20 protein-coding genes, 1 pseudogene and 1 riboswitch are annotated in these 16,255 nt (G+C 72.1%); of the genes and pseudogenes, 11 read left to right on the forward strand and 10 right to left on the reverse strand.

Features of this window, described 5'->3' with window-relative positions; all coding sequences use genetic code 11:
• Positions 1-159, forward strand: a pseudogene (locus ACGFH8_RS33765) (phytochelatin synthase); the annotation flags it as partial.
• Between the two features lie 485 nt (positions 160-644).
• On the opposite strand, the gene dusB reads toward ACGFH8_RS33765, so the two are convergent.
• Together dusB and ACGFH8_RS33775 are read right to left on the reverse strand one after the other, a co-directional pair.
• Positions 645-1,817 carry a tRNA dihydrouridine synthase DusB gene (gene dusB / locus ACGFH8_RS33770; RefSeq protein WP_393375440.1) on the reverse strand — a complete coding sequence of 391 codons (1,173 nt, stop codon included), beginning with the start codon at positions 1,815-1,817 and terminating at the stop codon, positions 645-647.
• A 77-nt stretch (positions 1,818-1,894) separates the two neighbouring features.
• Positions 1,895-2,221, reverse strand: coding sequence for a hypothetical protein (locus ACGFH8_RS33775; RefSeq protein ID WP_393375443.1), 327 nt, complete (start codon positions 2,219-2,221; stop codon positions 1,895-1,897).
• Positions 2,222-2,345: 124 nt separating this feature from the next.
• On the opposite strand from ACGFH8_RS33775, the gene ACGFH8_RS33780 reads away from it, so the two are divergent.
• Positions 2,346-2,816: a hypothetical protein gene (locus ACGFH8_RS33780; protein WP_393375446.1), complete on the forward strand. Its 471-nt coding sequence runs from the start codon at positions 2,346-2,348 to the stop codon at positions 2,814-2,816.
• Positions 2,817-2,918: 102 nt separating this feature from the next.
• Here the strand turns inward: ACGFH8_RS33780 and ACGFH8_RS33785 are convergent, their stop codons facing one another.
• From ACGFH8_RS33785 to ACGFH8_RS33795, 3 genes are all read right to left on the reverse strand, one after another.
• Positions 2,919-4,298 carry a glycine--tRNA ligase gene (locus ACGFH8_RS33785; protein WP_393375448.1) on the reverse strand — a complete coding sequence of 460 codons (1,380 nt, stop codon included), beginning with the start codon at positions 4,296-4,298 and terminating at the stop codon, positions 2,919-2,921.
• A 114-nt stretch (positions 4,299-4,412) separates the two neighbouring features.
• A complete protein-coding gene (locus ACGFH8_RS33790; RefSeq protein WP_393375450.1) occupies positions 4,413-4,892 on the reverse strand; it encodes a hypothetical protein in 480 nt (159 codons plus the stop codon).
• A 24-nt stretch (positions 4,893-4,916) separates the two neighbouring features.
• A complete protein-coding gene (locus tag ACGFH8_RS33795; protein ID WP_110566725.1) occupies positions 4,917-5,258 on the reverse strand; it encodes an antibiotic biosynthesis monooxygenase in 342 nt (113 codons plus the stop codon).
• A 29-nt stretch (positions 5,259-5,287) separates the two neighbouring features.
• Between ACGFH8_RS33795 and ACGFH8_RS33800 the strand changes: the two genes are divergently transcribed.
• From ACGFH8_RS33800 to ACGFH8_RS33835, 8 genes are all read left to right on the forward strand, one after another.
• Positions 5,288-5,545: a hypothetical protein gene (locus tag ACGFH8_RS33800; protein WP_393375453.1), complete on the forward strand. Its 258-nt coding sequence runs from the start codon at positions 5,288-5,290 to the stop codon at positions 5,543-5,545.
• Between the two features lie 54 nt (positions 5,546-5,599).
• A complete protein-coding gene (locus ACGFH8_RS33805; protein WP_393375454.1) occupies positions 5,600-6,541 on the forward strand; it encodes a metal ABC transporter substrate-binding protein in 942 nt (313 codons plus the stop codon).
• Positions 6,538-7,299 (forward strand): metal ABC transporter ATP-binding protein, encoded by a 762-nt coding sequence (locus ACGFH8_RS33810; RefSeq protein ID WP_393375455.1) that lies wholly within the window; start codon positions 6,538-6,540, stop codon positions 7,297-7,299. The genes ACGFH8_RS33805 and ACGFH8_RS33810 overlap by 4 nt, the downstream gene beginning before the upstream one ends.
• Positions 7,300-7,302: 3 nt before the next feature.
• Positions 7,303-8,175, forward strand: coding sequence for a metal ABC transporter permease (locus ACGFH8_RS33815; protein ID WP_393375456.1), 873 nt, complete (start codon positions 7,303-7,305; stop codon positions 8,173-8,175).
• A 37-nt stretch (positions 8,176-8,212) separates the two neighbouring features.
• On the forward strand, positions 8,213-8,512 hold the full coding sequence (locus ACGFH8_RS33820; RefSeq protein ID WP_355030824.1) for a metalloregulator ArsR/SmtB family transcription factor: 300 nt from the start codon (positions 8,213-8,215) through the stop codon (positions 8,510-8,512).
• A complete protein-coding gene (locus ACGFH8_RS33825) occupies positions 8,509-8,907 on the forward strand; it encodes a Fur family transcriptional regulator (RefSeq protein ID WP_393375459.1) in 399 nt (132 codons plus the stop codon). The genes ACGFH8_RS33820 and ACGFH8_RS33825 overlap by 4 nt, the downstream gene beginning before the upstream one ends.
• A gap of 51 nt (positions 8,908-8,958) precedes the next feature.
• Complete coding sequence (locus ACGFH8_RS33830; protein ID WP_393375462.1) at positions 8,959-9,567, forward strand: hypothetical protein; 609 nt, start codon at positions 8,959-8,961, stop codon at positions 9,565-9,567.
• 175 nt (positions 9,568-9,742) lie between these two features.
• Positions 9,743-9,910: a hypothetical protein gene (locus ACGFH8_RS33835; protein ID WP_393375465.1), complete on the forward strand. Its 168-nt coding sequence runs from the start codon at positions 9,743-9,745 to the stop codon at positions 9,908-9,910.
• Positions 9,911-10,012: 102 nt separating this feature from the next.
• Here the strand turns inward: ACGFH8_RS33835 and ACGFH8_RS33840 are convergent, their stop codons facing one another.
• The 5 genes from ACGFH8_RS33840 to ACGFH8_RS33860 all read right to left on the reverse strand — a co-directional run bounded on the left by ACGFH8_RS33840 (position 10,013) and on the right by ACGFH8_RS33860 (position 15,291).
• A complete protein-coding gene (locus ACGFH8_RS33840; protein ID WP_393375468.1) occupies positions 10,013-12,019 on the reverse strand; it encodes an acyl-CoA dehydrogenase family protein in 2,007 nt (668 codons plus the stop codon).
• Between the two features lie 102 nt (positions 12,020-12,121).
• Positions 12,122-12,625: a DUF6328 family protein gene (locus ACGFH8_RS33845; protein WP_393375471.1), complete on the reverse strand. Its 504-nt coding sequence runs from the start codon at positions 12,623-12,625 to the stop codon at positions 12,122-12,124.
• A gap of 250 nt (positions 12,626-12,875) precedes the next feature.
• Entirely contained in the window at positions 12,876-13,625 is a 750-nt protein-coding gene (locus tag ACGFH8_RS33850) for a sugar isomerase domain-containing protein (protein ID WP_393375473.1), read from the reverse strand.
• Positions 13,622-14,431 (reverse strand): aminoglycoside N(3)-acetyltransferase, encoded by an 810-nt coding sequence (locus tag ACGFH8_RS33855; RefSeq protein WP_393375476.1) that lies wholly within the window; start codon positions 14,429-14,431, stop codon positions 13,622-13,624. The genes ACGFH8_RS33850 and ACGFH8_RS33855 overlap by 4 nt, the downstream gene beginning before the upstream one ends.
• A 29-nt stretch (positions 14,432-14,460) precedes the next feature.
• Complete coding sequence (locus tag ACGFH8_RS33860) at positions 14,461-15,291, reverse strand: alpha/beta fold hydrolase (protein ID WP_393375478.1); 831 nt, start codon at positions 15,289-15,291, stop codon at positions 14,461-14,463.
• Positions 15,292-15,397: 106 nt separating this feature from the next.
• Positions 15,398-15,502, forward strand: a riboswitch (TPP riboswitch).
• Between the two features lie 75 nt (positions 15,503-15,577).
• Between ACGFH8_RS33860 and ACGFH8_RS33865 the strand changes: the two genes are divergently transcribed.
• Entirely contained in the window at positions 15,578-16,171 is a 594-nt protein-coding gene (locus tag ACGFH8_RS33865) for an ECF transporter S component (RefSeq protein WP_393375481.1), read from the forward strand.
• Positions 16,172-16,255: the final 84 nt, after the last annotated feature.

Genomic DNA, 16,255 nt, shown 5'->3' on the forward strand with positions numbered 1-16,255 from the left:
TCCTACGAGGGCGGGCACTACATCAGCGTCGTCGGCTACCGCGACAACGGCAACACCGTCACCATCGCCGACTCCGCCGACCCCAACCAGGCCGCCTACCAGATCAGCACCGAGCACCTCGCCGACTGGATCGCCACCCGCGGCTACGCCACCAGCTGACCCACACCACCCACACCACGGCAAGACCACACCACCGCAGCACCGCACCACGGCAAGGCCGCACCGCCGCAGCACCGCACCACGGCAAGGCCGCACCACCGCGAGCCCGCACAGCACCACAGCACGAGCGAAGGGCCGGACCCCTGTCACCGGGGTCCGGCCCTTCGGTCTGACCTGGTCGTCCACGTCGAACTCGCCAGACATGATCCGAAGGCGAGGGTCGATGGCTCGGGCCGCAGCCCGACCCGCAATCGACGCGGTGGTCGGGACCGTGACAGCGCCTCAACCGGCCAAGGACTCAACCGGCCCAGGCTCGGCCGGGCAGGGCCCCGCCGGCCAAGGACTCAACCGGCCCAGGCTCGCCCGGGCAGGGCCCCGCCGGCCAAGGGCACAACCGGCCAACGGCACAACCGGCCCAGGCACGGCCGGCCAAGGGCACAACCGTCCAAGGGCACGACCGACCAAGGGCACGACCGGCCAGGGGCTCAGCCGCCGGAGTCGTCCATCTCGGCACCCTCGGGGACGGCGTCGTCGTCGCGACTGGCCAGCCACCCATCCGGCAGGAAGACCTTGCCCGGCGAGTTGGTACGCCCGCGGGGCTGGCCCAGGGCGGTCAGCGGGAACGGTTCGGTCGGGTCGAGCTTGCCGAGCAGGTCGTCGAGCTGAGCCAGGCTTTCGATCATCGCCAACGAGCGGCGCAGTTCGCCCCCGACCGGGAAGCCCTTGAGGTACCAGGCGACGTGCTTGCGGAAATCGGCGCAGCCGTCCCGCTCACCCCCGGTGGGGTTGCGGGCGGCGGCCACGAACTGGTCGACGAGCAGCTCGGCGTGCCGGCGCATGGTCACCGCCACCTCGCCGAGGGTGGGCAGTCGCCGTTCCGACCGGCCGTTGAAGGCGGCTTCCAGGTCGGCGAAGAGCCATGGCCGACCCAGGCAGCCACGCCCGACGACCACGCCGTCGACCCCGGTGTGCGCGACCATCCGCAGCGCGTCGTCGGCCTCCCAGATGTCGCCGTTGCCGAGCACCGGCACGTCGAGGGCCTGCTTCAACGTGGCGATCGCGTCCCAGTCGGCGGTGCCCGAGTAACGCTGCGCCGCCGTCCGCCCGTGCAGGGCCACCGCGGCCACGCCGGCCTCCTGGGCGGCGAGCCCGGCTTCGACGTACGTCAGGTGGTCGTCGTCGATGCCCTTGCGCATCTTGACCGTGACCGGCACCCCGGCCGGCGCCGCGGCGTCCACCGCGGCCCGCACCAGCCGGGCGAAGAGCCGGCGCCGCCACGGCAGCGCCGCGCCGCCACCACGCCGGGTCACCTTGGGTACGGGGCAGCCGAAGTTGAGGTCGATGTGGTCGGCCAGGTCGCGTTCCACGACGATCCGGACAGCGGCGGCGGTGATCTCCGGATCGGTGCCGTAGAGCTGGAGGCTGCGCGGCTTCTCGTCGTCGCCGAACGCGATCATGTGCAGGGTCTTCGGGTTCCGCTCGACGAGCGCCCGGGTGGTGATCATCTCGCAGACGTAGATGCCGCCGCCCTGCTCACGGCAGAGCCGGCGGAAGCCGACGTTTGTGATCCCGGCCATCGGCGCCAGCACCACCGGCGGCCACACCTGGTAGCCACCGAGGGTCAACGGGCGTCCGGCCGCCACCGCGACATCACTCACCCGGCAAGTATACGGAGGGGTTCCTCCCCCTTTGCCGGGCGCAGGGGGCGCTCGGGTCGACGCCTCCGGGGCCGCGCCTACCGGGCCAGCCGTCGGGCGGTGCTGAAGCCCGTCCCGCTCCTCCCCGTGCAGGTCTGGAGCACGAGGTCGTATCGGCTCGCCCAGTGCGGCATCGTGCCGCCCTTGCGCGGCTGCCACCGGTGCCCGACCACCTGGTAGGTGCCCGCGCACGGCCCCGACGCGACCCGCACCACCCTCCCGGCCGGGAGGTCGTCCAGCCACGCCCAACCCATGGTGTCGTGCCCCGCCAGGAGGCACGTCGGCGAGGTCGTCCAGGTGACAAGCGCTCCGCTGTCGATCTTGGCTTGCGAGTGGATCGCCGTGACGGGGGTGAGACGTGTCACGGGCCGCGGGGGCGCGCTCCGCGCGGGACCACGGCGGGACGCGACCGATGCCTCAGGCCTCCCCTGGGCGGCCTCGATCATCCCCCCGACGGACGACGCGGCCGGCGTTCCCGGCGGACCCGGCATGGCCGACGGACCCGACGTGATCGACGGACCCGACGTGATCGACGGACCCGACGTGATCGACGGGCCCGACGTGATCGACGGACCCGGCATGGCCGACGGACCCGGCATGGCCGACGGACCCGACGGACCCGACGTGCCTGGCGTGGCCGGCAAACCCGGCGTGCCCGGCGGGCCGGGCGGGCCGGGCATGCCCGGCATGCCCTGCGTGCCCGGCGGACCCGGCGTGGCCGTGGCGACCGCGCCGGACGACCCGCGCCATACCGAGGACGCGTACGGCGGCGGCGCGGCCTGGGCGGCAGCCTCGGCACGGGCAGGCCGGACGCCGCTGTGGTGGGCCGTGGAGCCCGAGAGCGCCGGGAGCCCCGCGACGATCGCCGCCGCAGCGGTCACGCGCAGGACGGAGAGCCGCTTCGCCATGTCATCCCACCTTCTTCCGATCGAGACCCAAGATATCGAAAGATGGCATTGAATTAATTTCATCGGCCTGCGCGTCGCCGACGTGTCCCGCCCCTGGTCAGGCCGCCAAAAGGCCCCCTCTCGACCGCGGTCGGGAGGGGGCCTTCGGAGTACGTCAGCAGCCGGGGAGGCGCTCGATCAGGTAGCGCTCGACCTGGTCCAGGGAGACCCGCTCCTGGGCCATGGTGTCCCGGTTGCGCACCGTCACGGCGTTGTCGTCGAGCGTGTCGAAGTCGACGGTCACGCAGAACGGGGTGCCGATCTCGTCCTGCCGGCGGTAGCGGCGACCGATCGCCTGCGAGTCGTCGAACTCCACCACCCAGCGCTTGCGCAGCAGCGTGGCGAGGTCCTTCGCCTTGGGCGACAGCGCCTCGTTGCGCGACAACGGCAGCACCGCCACCTTGACCGGCGCCAGCCGTGGGTCGAACCGCATCACCGTGCGCTTGTCCACGCCGCCCTTGGTGTTCGGCGCCTCGTCCTCGTCGTACGCCTCGAGCAGGAAGGCGAGCACCGCGCGGGTCAGACCGGCGGCCGGCTCGATGACGTACGGCATCCAGCGCTCACCCTTGGTCTGGTCGAAGTACGACAGGTCGACGCCGGAGTGCTTGCTGTGCGTGGAGAGGTCGAAGTCGGTGCGGTTGGCGACACCCTCCAGCTCGGCGAACTCGGTGCCGCCGAACTGGAAGCGGTATTCGATGTCCACCGTCCGCTTCGAGTAGTGCGACAGCTTGTCCTTGGGGTGCTCGTAGAGGCGCAGATTGTCCGCCGACAGGCCGAGGTCGAGATACCAGTTCCAGCGCTCCTGGAGCCAGTACTCGTGCCACTCTTCGTCGGTGCCCGGCTCGACGAAGAACTCCATCTCCATCTGCTCGAACTCGCGGGTCCGGAAGATGAAGTTGCCCGGGGTGATCTCGTTGCGGAACGACTTGCCGGTCTGGGCGATGCCGAACGGCGGCTTCTTCCGGGCGACCGTCTCCACGTTCTTGTAGTTGACGAAGATGCCCTGCGCGGTCTCCGGGCGCAGGTAGTGCAGCCCCTCGTCGCTCTCCACCGGGCCCAGGTAGGTCTTCATCAGGCCGTTGAACATCTTCGGCTCGGTGAAGGTGCCCTTGTTGCCGCAGTTGGGGCAGTTCAGCTCGGCGAGCGAGGTCAGCGGCTTGCCGTGCTTCTCGGCGTACGCCTCTTCCAGGTGGTCCGCCCGGAACCGCTTGTGGCAGAACTGGCACTCGGTGAGCGGGTCGACGAACTCGGCGATGTGGCCGGACGCCTCCCACACCTTGCGGGCCAGGATCACGGCGGAGTCGAGGCCGACCACGTCGTCACGCTGCTGGACCATGTTCTTCCACCACTGCCGGCGGACGTTCTCCTTGAGCTCCACGCCGAGCGGGCCGTAGTCCCACGCCGATCGGGTGCCTCCGTAGATTTCGCTGGAGGGGAAGACGAAGCCTCGACGCTTGGCAAGGCTGACGACGGCATCGATACGGTCGGCTGGCATGTTTCCTCCTACGCCGGCTGGCGGTCGGCGGGGGCGAGATGTGGATGATTCGGTCGGTCCGGGTCAACGGTACGACCACCGTCGCCCTGAGCCCAGCAGAATACCGGGGGCGGGTCAGCTGACCCCGCAGACCTCCACGCCGCCGGTCTGCCCGTCGCGGCCGAGGCTGACCTGCTGCTGCTCCCGGTCGCCGCCGGCGAGGCTCACGTCCACCGGCACGGTCAGGTTGATGGCGTCGACCTCACCGAGCCGAAACGCGGTGACCTGCGGTTCGGCGGCGGCACGCCGTTCGAACTCGGGCCGGGACTCACGCCGCTGCGCGTCGTCGCAGAGCTGCTCGTACGCCCGCCCGTAGTCCCGCTCGACAAGCGCCTGGTAGTAGTCACCGGTCACGGTGCGGGCCTGTTCGCCGACCGCCTGCACACCGGTCACGGCCAGGCCGATGACGGCGCTGCCGCCCCCGCCACAGCAGAGCACCACGGCGAGCGCGCCGATGCCGAGGCCGATCCAGAGCCGAGTCCGGCGGCCCTCGGTGGGCGGCGCGGCGAACGGCGGAGCCACGCCGGGACCGGGTGGCGGGGCGGGTGCGGTCATAGGAGCAGCGTAGTGTCCGGCGCCTCAGCGGTAAGGACCCGCAGCCCGATCACTCTCGGCGACGACCACGGCCCCGCCGGGGGCGGCGGTGGCCAGCGCCTCGTACGCGGAGGGCTCGTCGACCGACTCGGCGAGCAGCGGGACGGCGCTGACCTTGACCTCGAAGGCGCCCAGTGCCCGGCGGTAGGTGCCGACCGACTCCCATTCGGTGACGAGCGACCAGTACCGGGGGTCGTCGAGCGCCCGGACCAGTTGACCGCGCAGGTAGCCGGGGCGGGCGGCCAGCGCGGTGAGGGCGGCGTGCGCCCGTTCGGTGAAGTCGTCGGCGACATCGACGTCGACCACGAACCGGTTGGTCACCAGCAACGGGTGTCCCTCCTCGTAGAGTCTGTGGGATGCAGCGTACGCAGCGCCCTCTGTTGGCCCGGTTGGCCGGGGCCAACCCGACGTCGGTGTTCCTGCTCACCCTGGTGGTGGTGCTGGTGGCGTTCTTCACGCCCGGGGTGATCGGCGGGCTGCTGACGCTCGCGCTCGCGGCCGTCCTGGTCGCCCTGTTGGCGACGACCTGGGCGGTTCAGGCGCCGCAGACCCGGCTGATTCGACTGGTGATGCTGACCCTGCTGGTGGCGGTGGGCCTCGCGAAGCTGCTCTGACATGCAATCATGCGTTTTTGACAATCATTATCGTTGCCACGGACAGTTGACGACATGAGCAACCGCACCACCTTCCGTGTCCTGGCCGCCACGACCGCCCTGCTCGCCCTGGGTGCCGGGGCCGGCTGCTCCACCAGCGCCGGCGGCGCCGACCCCAAGCGGGTCGACGTGGTGGCCGCGTTCTACCCCCTGCAGTTCCTGGCCGAGCGGATCGGCGGCGACGCGGTCCGGGTCACGAACCTGGCCAAGCCCGGCGCCGAACCGCACGACCTGGAGCTCAACCCCAGCCAGGTCGGCCAGGTCAGCGAGGCCGAGCTGATCGTCTACCTGAAGGGTTTCCAGCCGGCGGTGGACGACGCCGTCACGCAGAACGGTGGCGACCGGGCGTTCGACGTGACGAGCGTGCAGCCGCTGTTGGACGCGACAGCCGGCGGGCACAACCACGAGGGCGAGGAGGAGCACCCCGAGGAGGGCGCCGGCAAGGACCCGCACGTCTGGCTCGACCCGACCCGGCTGGCCGCCATCGGTGACCAGCTCGCCCAGCGGCTCGGCAAGGCCGACAAGGAGCACGCCGCCGACTACACCGCCCGCGCCGCGGCGCTGCGCACCGACCTGACGGCCCTGGACGGCGAGTTCCGGAACGGCCTGGCGACCTGCCAGCGGCGGGAGATCGTGACCAGCCACGCCGCGTTCGGCTACCTCGCCGACCGCTACCAGCTCGACCAGGTCGGCATCACCGGGCTGAGCCCCGACGTCGAGCCCTCGCCGCAGCGGCTGGCGCACGCGATCGAGGAGGCGAAGGAGCACCACGCCACCACGATCTTCTTCGAGACGCTGGTCAGCCCGAAGGTCGCCGAGACCATCGCCGGTCAGGTCGGCGCGAAGACCGCCGTGCTGGACCCGATCGAAGGGCTCGCCGCCGGCAGCGACGGGGACTACCTTTCGGTGATGCGTACCAACCTGCGGACCCTGCAGACGGCCTTGGACTGCTCGTGACCTCCCCTGTCATCACCGTCGAGCACGGGGTGGTCGGCTACGACGGCCGCCCCGTGCTCCGGGACATCTCGCTCACCGTGACCGCCGGCGAGGTGGTCGCGGTGCTCGGTGCGAACGGCTCCGGCAAGTCCACCCTGATCCGCGCCGTGCTGGGGCTGGTGCCGCTCAGCGCCGGCTCGGTCGCCCTCTTCGACAGGCCGTTGCGCCGGTTCCGGCAGTGGGCGCGCATCGGGTACGTCCCGCAGCGTCTGGGCGCCGGCGGCGGCGTACCGGCCACCGTTCGTGAGGTGGTGGCCTCCGGGCGGCTGGCCCGCCGGGGGGTGCTCCGCCCGCCGGGTCGCGCCGACCGTGCCGCCGTCGACACCGCGTTGCTCGCCGTCGGGCTCGCCGACCGGGCCGGTGACCCGGTGGCCACGCTCTCCGGCGGCCAGCAGCAGCGCACCCTGATCGCCCGCGCCCTGGCCGGCCAACCGGAGCTGCTGGTCCTCGACGAGCCCACCGCCGGCGTGGACGCGGCCAGCCAGGAGGCGTTCGCCGCCGCGCTGCGCGACTTCGTCACCGGTGGCGGCACGGTGCTGCTTGTCGCCCACGAGCTGGGCCCCCTGCGACCGGTGATCAGTCGGGCGGTGGTGGTGCACGAGGGTCGCATCGCGCACGACGGCGCGGTGCCGGACCCGGCCGGCCATCACGCGGAGCCCGACCACGACCACGTGCACCCGCACTGCTACGACGAGCCCGCCGGGCTGTGGAGCAACTGACCCATGGGACTGTTCCAGTACTCCTACATGCAGCATGCCCTGATCGGCGCGCTGGTGATCGGCCTGGCCGCGCCGGCGCTCGGCATCTACCTGGTGCAGCGCCGACTGGCGTTGATCGGCGACGGCGTCGGCCACGTCGCGCTGACCGGCGTCGGCGCGGGCCTGCTGCTCAACCGCTCGCCGGTGCTCGTCGCGGTGCTCGTCGCCACCGCCGGCGCGATCGCCATCGAGGTGGTCCGGGCGCGTGGGCGTACCTCCGGTGATCTTGCCCTGGCCCTGCTCTTCTACGGCGGCATCGCGGGCGGCGTCCTGCTCGTCGGCCTCTCCGACGCGACGAGCGCGAACCTCAACGCCTACCTGTTCGGGTCGCTGATCACCACCTCCCTCGCCGACGTGGTCACCATCGCGGTGCTCGGCGCGGCGATCCTGGTCACGATGATCGCGCTGCGCCCGGCGCTCTTCGCGGTCAGCCACGACGAGGAGTACGCCCGGGTCTCCGGCCTGCCGGTGCGCACGCTGAACCTGCTGATCGCGGTCTCCACCGCGGTCACCGTGACCATCGCGATGCGGGCCGTCGGGGTGCTGCTGATCAGCGCGCTGATGGTGGTGCCGGTCGCCACCGCCCAGCAGGTCACCCGGGGTTTCCGCAGCACCATGACCGCCGCGATGGCACTCGGGCTGTTCGCCGCCGGCTCCGGTGTCTGGGTGGCTGCCACGGCGGACACCGCGCCCGGCGCCTCGGTGGTGCTGGTGGCGATCGCCTCCTTCCTGGTGGTCGCCGTCGCCGGTGGGGTCTGGCGGACGCTGCGCCGGCGGTCGACGCCGGCCCCCGCGCCGGCAGCGGAACCACACGAGGTCGTGCTGGGCCGATCCTGATCCACGAGCAGTCGGTGGTAATGGGTACCGTTGCGCAATGACCAGCGCGACGGGCTACGAGGGGTTCGACGGGGCCAGCGAACTGCTCCGCGCCCTGTCGGCGCCCATCCGGTTGGCCATTGTCAGCGAGCTGGCCAGCGGCGAACGGTGCGTGCACGAGCTGGTGGACAAACTCGGCGCCGCGCAACCGCTGGTCTCCCAGCATCTGCGGGTGCTGCGCGGCGCGGGAGTGGTGCGGGGTTCCCGTCGAGGTCGGGAGATCGCCTACAGCCTGGTCGACGAGCACGTCGCGCACATCGTGGCGGACGCGGTCAGCCACGCCGGGGAGGGATCATGAGCGAGAACGGCGCCGCGGTGCGCAACACCCGCCAGCGTTCGGCGGTGAGCGCGCTGCTGGGTGAGATGGCCGGCTTCCACAGCGCCCAGGATCTGCACGCGATGCTGCGCCAGCGCGGCGAGCGGGTCGGCCTGACCACCGTCTACCGCACTCTGCAGGGGCTGGCCGACGCCGGCGAGATCGACGTGATGCGACCGCCCGGTGGCGAGCACCTCTACCGCCGGTGCAGCGAGGGGCACCATCACCACCTGGTCTGCCGGGCCTGTGGCAACACCGTGGAGGTGGCCGGGCCCGCCGTGGAGAGCTGGGCCGACCGGGTCGCCGCGCAGCACGGCTACGCCGACGTCAGCCACACCCTGGAAATCTTCGGCACCTGCCCCAGCTGTGCCCCCTGACCGTTGATCCGGCCCTGCCGGGAGCGCTCGGTTCGTGACACGCTGTCCGGCGTGAAAATCTATGCCGATCGGTTTCCGACCGCCGCCCGCCAGTTGCTCACCGACCTGCTCGTCGTCGCCTGGGTGTACGCGGCGATCCGCGGCGCGCTGTGGCTGCACGACCTGGTGCAGAAGCTCGCCGTACCGGGGCAGAAGTTGGAGGGTGCCGGCAGCGGCCTCGCCGACAACCTCTCCGACGCCGGCGCCAAGGTCCGCCGGCTGCCGCTTGTCGGCGACGACCTGACCGCGCCCTTCCAACAGGCCGCCGCCGCCGCCCGAGGGCTCGCCGACGCCGGCCGCGACCAGCAGCACCTGGTCGACCAGCTCGCCCTCGCCCTCGCCATCGCGGTGTTGATCTTCCCGCTCGGCCTTGTGCTGTTCGGTTGGCTGCCCCTGCGGCTGCGCTGGATGCGCCGCGCGGGGTCGGCCGCGAAGCTGGCCGCCGGGCCGGCCGGCCGGGACCTGCTCGCCCTGCGGGCGTTGGCCACCCAGCCGCTGGGCCGGCTGACCCGGATTGGCCCCGACGTGGCCGAGGCGTGGCGGCGCGGCGACGACCAGACAGTCGACGCGCTGGCCGCGCTGGAGCTACGCCAGCTCGGCCTGCGCGGCCGGACCCGCTGACGCCGACGCGACGCCCCCGCTCGTGCTGGCGAACAGCGCTCGTGCCGTGATCAGGTGAGGAAAAGTAGGTCCCGGTGCTGCTTCTGACCTCCTTTTCCTCACCTGATCAACGCAACGGCGGTGCCGACCACCGCGCCGTCGCGGCCTGCGGGGCGGGGACCGTTAAGGTCTTCGGGTGTTCTACTTCCTGCTCGTCATCGCCGTCCTGCTGCTCGGCTACGCCGCTGTCCTGGTGTCCTTCGTCCGCCGGGGCAAGAAGATCCCGCCCGCGGCGTACCTCGGTCTGGCGGCGCTCAACGGTCTGATCCTGGCGGCGGTGCTGGCCTGGGCGGTCTCCCGCTGACCCGCGCCGTGGACGAGGCCGAGAGCCAGCGCCGCGCCGTGGACGAGGCCGAGAGCCAGCGCGGCGACGCGACCAGGCCGCGGGCCAGCGCGGCGACGCGGCTCACGGCTTCGGTGGGATGCGGCGGCGGACGTCCTCGGCGGTGGACGGGCCGGGCGACCAGCCGGCCACCCAGGGCAGCTCGTCGGACGGGGTGATCACGCCCTCCTCCAGGCCCGCGTAGCGGCCCGCGAGGATCCGCTTCGCGGCGGCGGTGTCGACCGAGTCGGTGTTGTCCCAGAGGGCCGAGAACAGGGCGTCCACCCGCACCCGCGCCTGCCGGCAGAACAGGTCGGCCAGCTCGACATTTTCCGGGCGGCTGTCCCGCTCGGATTGTGCCCGGACACAGACCGCGGACATCGCGAACAACTCGGCGCCGATGTCCACCACGCGGCCGAGGAACGCCTGCTTACGTTCCATCTTTCCCTGCCAGCGGGACATCGCGTAGAACGTCGACCGGGCCAGCTTGCGCGACGAGCGCTCCACCTGGCGCAGGTGCGCGGCGAGCGGCCCGAACTCGGCGTACGCCGACGGGCTCTGCCCCCGACCCACGGCCAGGGTGGGCAGCCACTTCGCGTAGAAGGCGCCGGCTCGGGCGCCGGCGCGTGCCTTGCGGCCCAACCCCGCGTCCGGGTCGATGATGTCGCCGGCCACCGACAGGTGGGCGTCGACCGCCTCCCGCGCGATCAGCAGGTGCATGATCTCGGTGGAGCCCTCGAAGATCCGGTTGATGCGCAGGTCGCGGAGCACCTGCTCGACGTTGGCGGGGCGTTCGCCACGGGCGGCCAGCGAGTCGGCCGTCTCGTAGCCGCGCCCGCCCCGGATCTGGACCAGGTCGTCGGCGATCTTCCAGGCCATCTCGCTGGCGTAGAGCTTGACCAGCGCGGCCTCGATCCGGATGTCGTTGCGGTCGTCGTCGGCGAGCAGGCAGCACAGGTCGAGCATGGTCTCCATGCCGTACGTGGTGGCGGCGATGAAGGAGAGCTTCTGCGCGACCGCCTCGTGCTCGCCCACCGGCCGGCCCCACTGGACCCGGTCGGCGGCCCAGCCCCGGGCCACGTTCAGCGCCCACTTGCCGGCGCCCACGCACATCGCCGGGAGCGACAGGCGGCCGGTGTTCAGCGTGGTCAGGGCGATCTTCAGCCCCTTGCCCTCGCCGCCGATGACGTTCTCGGCGGGCACGAACACATCGTGGAACCGGGTGAGGCTGTTTTCCAGGCCGCGCAGACCGACGAACTCGTTGCGCCGCTCGACGGTGATGCCGGCGCTGTCCCCGTCCACCACGAACGCGGTGATCCCACCCCGGCGCCCCTCGGTGGCGGGCACCCGGGCCATCACCACGAGCAGGGTGGCCACGATGCCGTTCGTGGCCCAGAGTTTCACCCCGTTGAGCCGGTAGCCGGTGCCGTCCTCGGTCGGCTCGGCGACGGTGGCCAGCCGGGCCGGGTCGGAGCCGACGTCCGGTTCGGTGAGCAGGAACGCGGACACCTCGCCGGCGGCGAGCCGGGGCAGGAAGCGCTGCTTCTGCTCGGCGGTGCCGAACATCTTCAGCGGCTGCGGCACCCCGATCGACTGGTGTGCGGAGAGCAGCGCGCCGATGGCCGGGCTGACCGAGCCGGCAAGCATCAGCGCCCGGCAGTAGTGCAGGTTGCTCAGCCCGAGCCCGCCGTACCTCCGGTCGATCTTCATGCCGAACGCGCCGAGGTCGGCCAGGCCGTGGAACACCGAGTCCGGAATGGACGCGTCGCGTTCGATGGCCGCGCCGTCCACCTCGGAGCTGAGGAAGGCGCGGAACCGACCGAGGAACTCCTCGGCGCGGGCCACGTCGTCCGGATCGGATTCGGGCCACGGGTCGATCAGGTCGAGGCGGAGGCGGCCGAGGAACAACTCCTTGCCGAAGCTGGGCCGGTCCCAGGCGGACTCGCGGGCGGCCTCGGCGACCCGCCGGGCCTCCTTCTCCGAGACCTGTCCGGCCTCCGCCGACAGCGGTGCGGCGGCCCCGGCGGTCTGCGGGGTGGTTGCGGAATCCGGGCCGTCCGGTGCTTGTCGACCGTCCTGTGTCGTGGTCACGGCTGCCCCCTCGAACCTCGGTGCGGCTGCTCGGCGTGTGCGACTACCGTCACGTTACTCCCGGGTATTACCCAGGGGTAGCTTTCGTGGCGAACTGCTCGATCAGCGTCCGGCGATCTCGTCCGGGTCGTCGTCCTCGTCGTCGATGTCGTCGTCACCCCAGTTGCGGCGGGCGAACGGCAGGGCTGCCCAGAACGTCAGGAACCAGAGCCCGGTCAGCGCGCTGAGCACGAAGGCGATCGGCCGGTCCAGCACGAAGTCGGTGATCAGCAGCACCGCGCTGACCATCGCGATGAGCATGAAGGCGAGACCGCCGGTGGCCATCCGGTGCGCGAAGCGCACCAACTCCGGCTTGCGCCCCTGGCGGAACAGCGCCCGGTGGAACGCCACCGGCGAGATGATCATCGCGGTGGCGGCGGCCGCGGCGAGCAGCGCGATGATGTAGACGTCCCGCTGGAACTCCGTGGTCTCGGTGAACCCGTTGCTGAACGGCAGGGTGAGCAGGAAGGCGAAGAGGATCTGCACGCCCGTCTGTGCGACCCGCAACTCCTGCAACAGGTCGGCGAAATTACGCTGCCAACGCTGCTTCTCGGTCTCCTTGGACACGCGCTACCTCCGGTGCGACGCTACTGCCGACGGTCCCGGCCGTCGGCAGCAACGCCAATGCCCCACCCGGCTGAGCGCGAAACGGGTTCACGACATCCGTTGTTCATCAGCGGTTCACACGCCGCCGGCCGACCGAGTCGACGCCGGGGACGGCCGGCGACGCCTGTCGGCCGGGCGGCGACGCCTGTCGGCCGGCCGGCGACGCCTGGCGGCCGCGGAGGTGCGGCGAGGCGTTCGCCCCGCGACGGCCTCACGACCCGCGTCGGATCCGGCCGGCGTACCGGGCCTCCAACTCCGCGTTGTGCGCGTCGCCGTCCGGGATGTTCGCCGACAGGTAGACCGGCGGCCGCACGCCCGCCGCCAGCAGCCGAGCCACCACCTCCACCGTCACCTGCTGCGCCAGCAGCGCCGCGGTGATCGAGGAGACCGCGCCGACCGCGCCGCCGCCGGGCAGCGGCAGCGTCGCGTCACCGTACGGAGCGCCGTTATCGAGCACGACGTCGGCGAGGTCGGCCAACGTGCGCCCGGACGGGTGGCGGGAGGTCATCCGGCCCGAGTGCTGCGCGGAGGTGATCGCCACCAGCGCGTGCCCGCGCGCCTTGACAAGCGTGGCGAACTCCACCATCGCGCCGTTGACCCCGGAGTTCGAAGCCAGCACGAAGACGTCGGTGGACCGCACCGGCGCCAACTCGTAGAGCCGGTGCGCGACCGCCGGATCCCGCTCCAGCAGCGGACCGAGCCGCTCGGCCGGTTCACCGCCGAGCAGCACCAGGTCACGCAGCGCGATCCGGTTCGTCGGCACCAGCCCTCCGGCCCGGCCGGCGATCTCCATGGCGAGAGCCTCGGAGTGCCCGGTGCCGAACGCGTGCACCACCCCGTCGGCGCGGACGGCGTCGGCGATCAGGTCCGCGGCCCGCCCCACCGCCTCCCGCTGGCTGGCGGCCACCCGGTCGATCGTCTCGGTCACCACGGCCAGGTAGGCCTCGGCACTCACCGTCATGCTTCCTCCGTCGTCCGGTTGCGGTCCAGCCAACGGACCGCGAAGTCGACAGCCGCCCGCTGCCGCATCAACCTGCCGGTCCCGGCGCCGACCGGTCCGGCGCGCACCGACCCGGTGGCCTCCAGGTCGGTGCCCAGCGCGTCGAAGTCGTCCACGTCGAGCCGTACGTCCTGCCACCACACCCACTCCCGACCACCACCGTCGCCGGTCCGCACCGCGGCGCCGACCCGCTCGCGGGGTGAACCCGAGCAGCGGTATTCCGCCAGGTGCAGCGAGGTGCTCACCGAGTGGTCCACGCCGAGCAGCAGGACGTCGGCGTCCAGGTCGTAGAGCCGGGCCAGCGGGGAGCCCTCACCCAGCATGTCGGCCAGGCCGTGACCGGCCACCACCTGCTCGGCGGCCGGCCCGAGCGCGGCGAACGACACGTGCGGATGCACGCTGCGCAGGGCACCGGGCCAGCCGCGAACCGTCTCGGCGAGCACGCCCATGAACCGGCTCGGAGTGACCGCCGGGTCGAAGCCCGGCATCTCGGCACGGATCAGCGGCCACCAGTCCGCCGGCACCGGGGGGTTGCGCCACCCCGCGGGGTCGCTGTTGTCCGGCGTGTGGGTGGGCACCACGATCGTGCCGTCCGGGCCCAGCGCGTCGCGCAGGGCGAGCACCACCGCGTGCGGTCCGCCGGTGACGAACCCCAGCGGACGCAGCGCGGCGTGCACCAACAGCGTGGCCCCGGGGCGTACGCCCAGCAGGCGCAGTTGCGCCGCGATCGTACGTCGAGTGCCCGGACCGCTGGTGTTCGTCGTCACGGTGCCCCTCCCTGACCGACCCGCACGGCTCAGGCCGTCCCGCCGGCCCGGGCGAGGATCGCCTCGGCGAGCGGGCCCGGCGCGGTGTCCGGAATCCAGTGACTCGCACCCGGCAACCGCACGAAGCGGTACGCACCGGTGACGTTCGCCGCGCACGCCTCGGCGGCGGTCCGGCCGATGGCGACGTCCCGGTCACTCCAGACGTACGTGGTGGGCACCGCGACCGGGCCGACACCGGCCAGGTCGGCGCGGGACATCGCCCGGTACCAGTTCAGGGCGGCGGTGAGCGCCCCCGGCTCGCGCATCGGGGCCGCGTAGCGGTCCACCCGGGGCCCGTCGCCCGCCCCGCCGAGCATCTTGCGCAGCGCGGTCGCGTGCCACGCCAGCAGCACCCGCTCCGCCGTGCCCGGCTTACGGAACAAGGTGATGTACGACGAGCGGGCCTTCTGCTGGCCGTCGTTGGCCAGGGCGTACGCCATGGCGGCCGGATGCGGCACGGACACGGCGGTCAGCGTGCGGACCCGGTCGGGGTGCCCGGCGGCGACCGCCCAGGCCACGATCGCGCCCCAGTCGTGGCCGACCAGGTGCACGGCGTCCAACCCCAGGGCGTCGAGCACCGCCACCACGTCGGCGACCAGCTCGGGGATCCGGTAGTCGGCCACCGCCGTCGGCCGCGCGCCGGGCGAGTAGCCACGCTGGTCGAGCGCGTACGTGCGCAGCCCGGCCGCGTGCAGCGCGGGCACCACGTCGTCCCACTCGCCGCTGTGCTGTGGGAAGCCGTGCAGCAGCAGGACGGGTACGCCGTCCGACGGACCACCGGCGGTTACCTCGAACGTGAGACCTCGCGCGTCGACCCGCATGATCGTCAGCCTACCCAGCCGGCGTGCGGCGGGGTGAACGCCGAGATGGCGGGACGCCCTGCTGGGCCGGCACCCCTGGTCGGTGTTAGCGTCGACGAGACAACTTCACATCCGACAGGGGAGCGCACAGCGCTGAGAGTGCGGGCACGCCCGCAGACCCTCGAACCTGATCTGGGTAATGCCAGCGCAGGGAGTTCGGTCGACCTCCAGCCGCGCCGCCGTCCGGTGCCACCGGACGCGCGGCGTGCGTCTTCTCCTGGTTCGCACGCAGAACTGGGAGTAACACATGACATCCACCACCGACACCGGTCGTTGGCGCACCATCGACATCGTGGTCGCCTCGGTGATCGCGGTCGCCTTCGGCGTCATCTTCTGGGCCTGGGGCCTGGTCTGGAGCGCCACCGAGGGTGCGTTCGCCTTCTTCCCGCCGGCGCAGGCGCTGCTCTACGGCGTATGGCTGATGCCGGCCGTGATCGGCGGTCTGGTCATCCGCAAGCCCGGCGCCGCGCTCTACTGCGAGACGGTGGCCGCGGTCCTGTCCGCGCTGCTGGGCAGCCAGTGGGCCGGCACGGTGATCCCGCAGGGCATCGTGCAGGGCATCGGCGCCGAGCTGGCGTTCGCCGCGTTCCGGTACCGGTCGTACCGGCTGCCGACCGCGATACTGGCCGGCGCGCTCACCGGTCTCAGCGCCGCGCTGTTCGACTTCTTCGTCTGGAACGACGCCTACGCGCTCGCCGACTACCGCATCCCGTACGCGCTGATCACCATCGTCAGCGCCACCGTGATCGCCGGCGTTGGCGGCTGGCTGCTGACGAAGGCCCTGGCCAACACCGGCGTCCTGGACCGCTTCCCGGCAGGCCGCGAACGCGCCCTGATCTAACCCCGCCCACTCGCGTCGGTCATGAGGTGAGAACCACCGTCAACCTCATGACCGACCGAGCAGGGTGGAGCCGGGCCGGAAAGG

The organism is Micromonospora sp. NPDC049175 (assembly GCF_043197345.1).
GTDB lineage: Bacteria > Actinomycetota > Actinomycetes > Mycobacteriales > Micromonosporaceae > Micromonospora.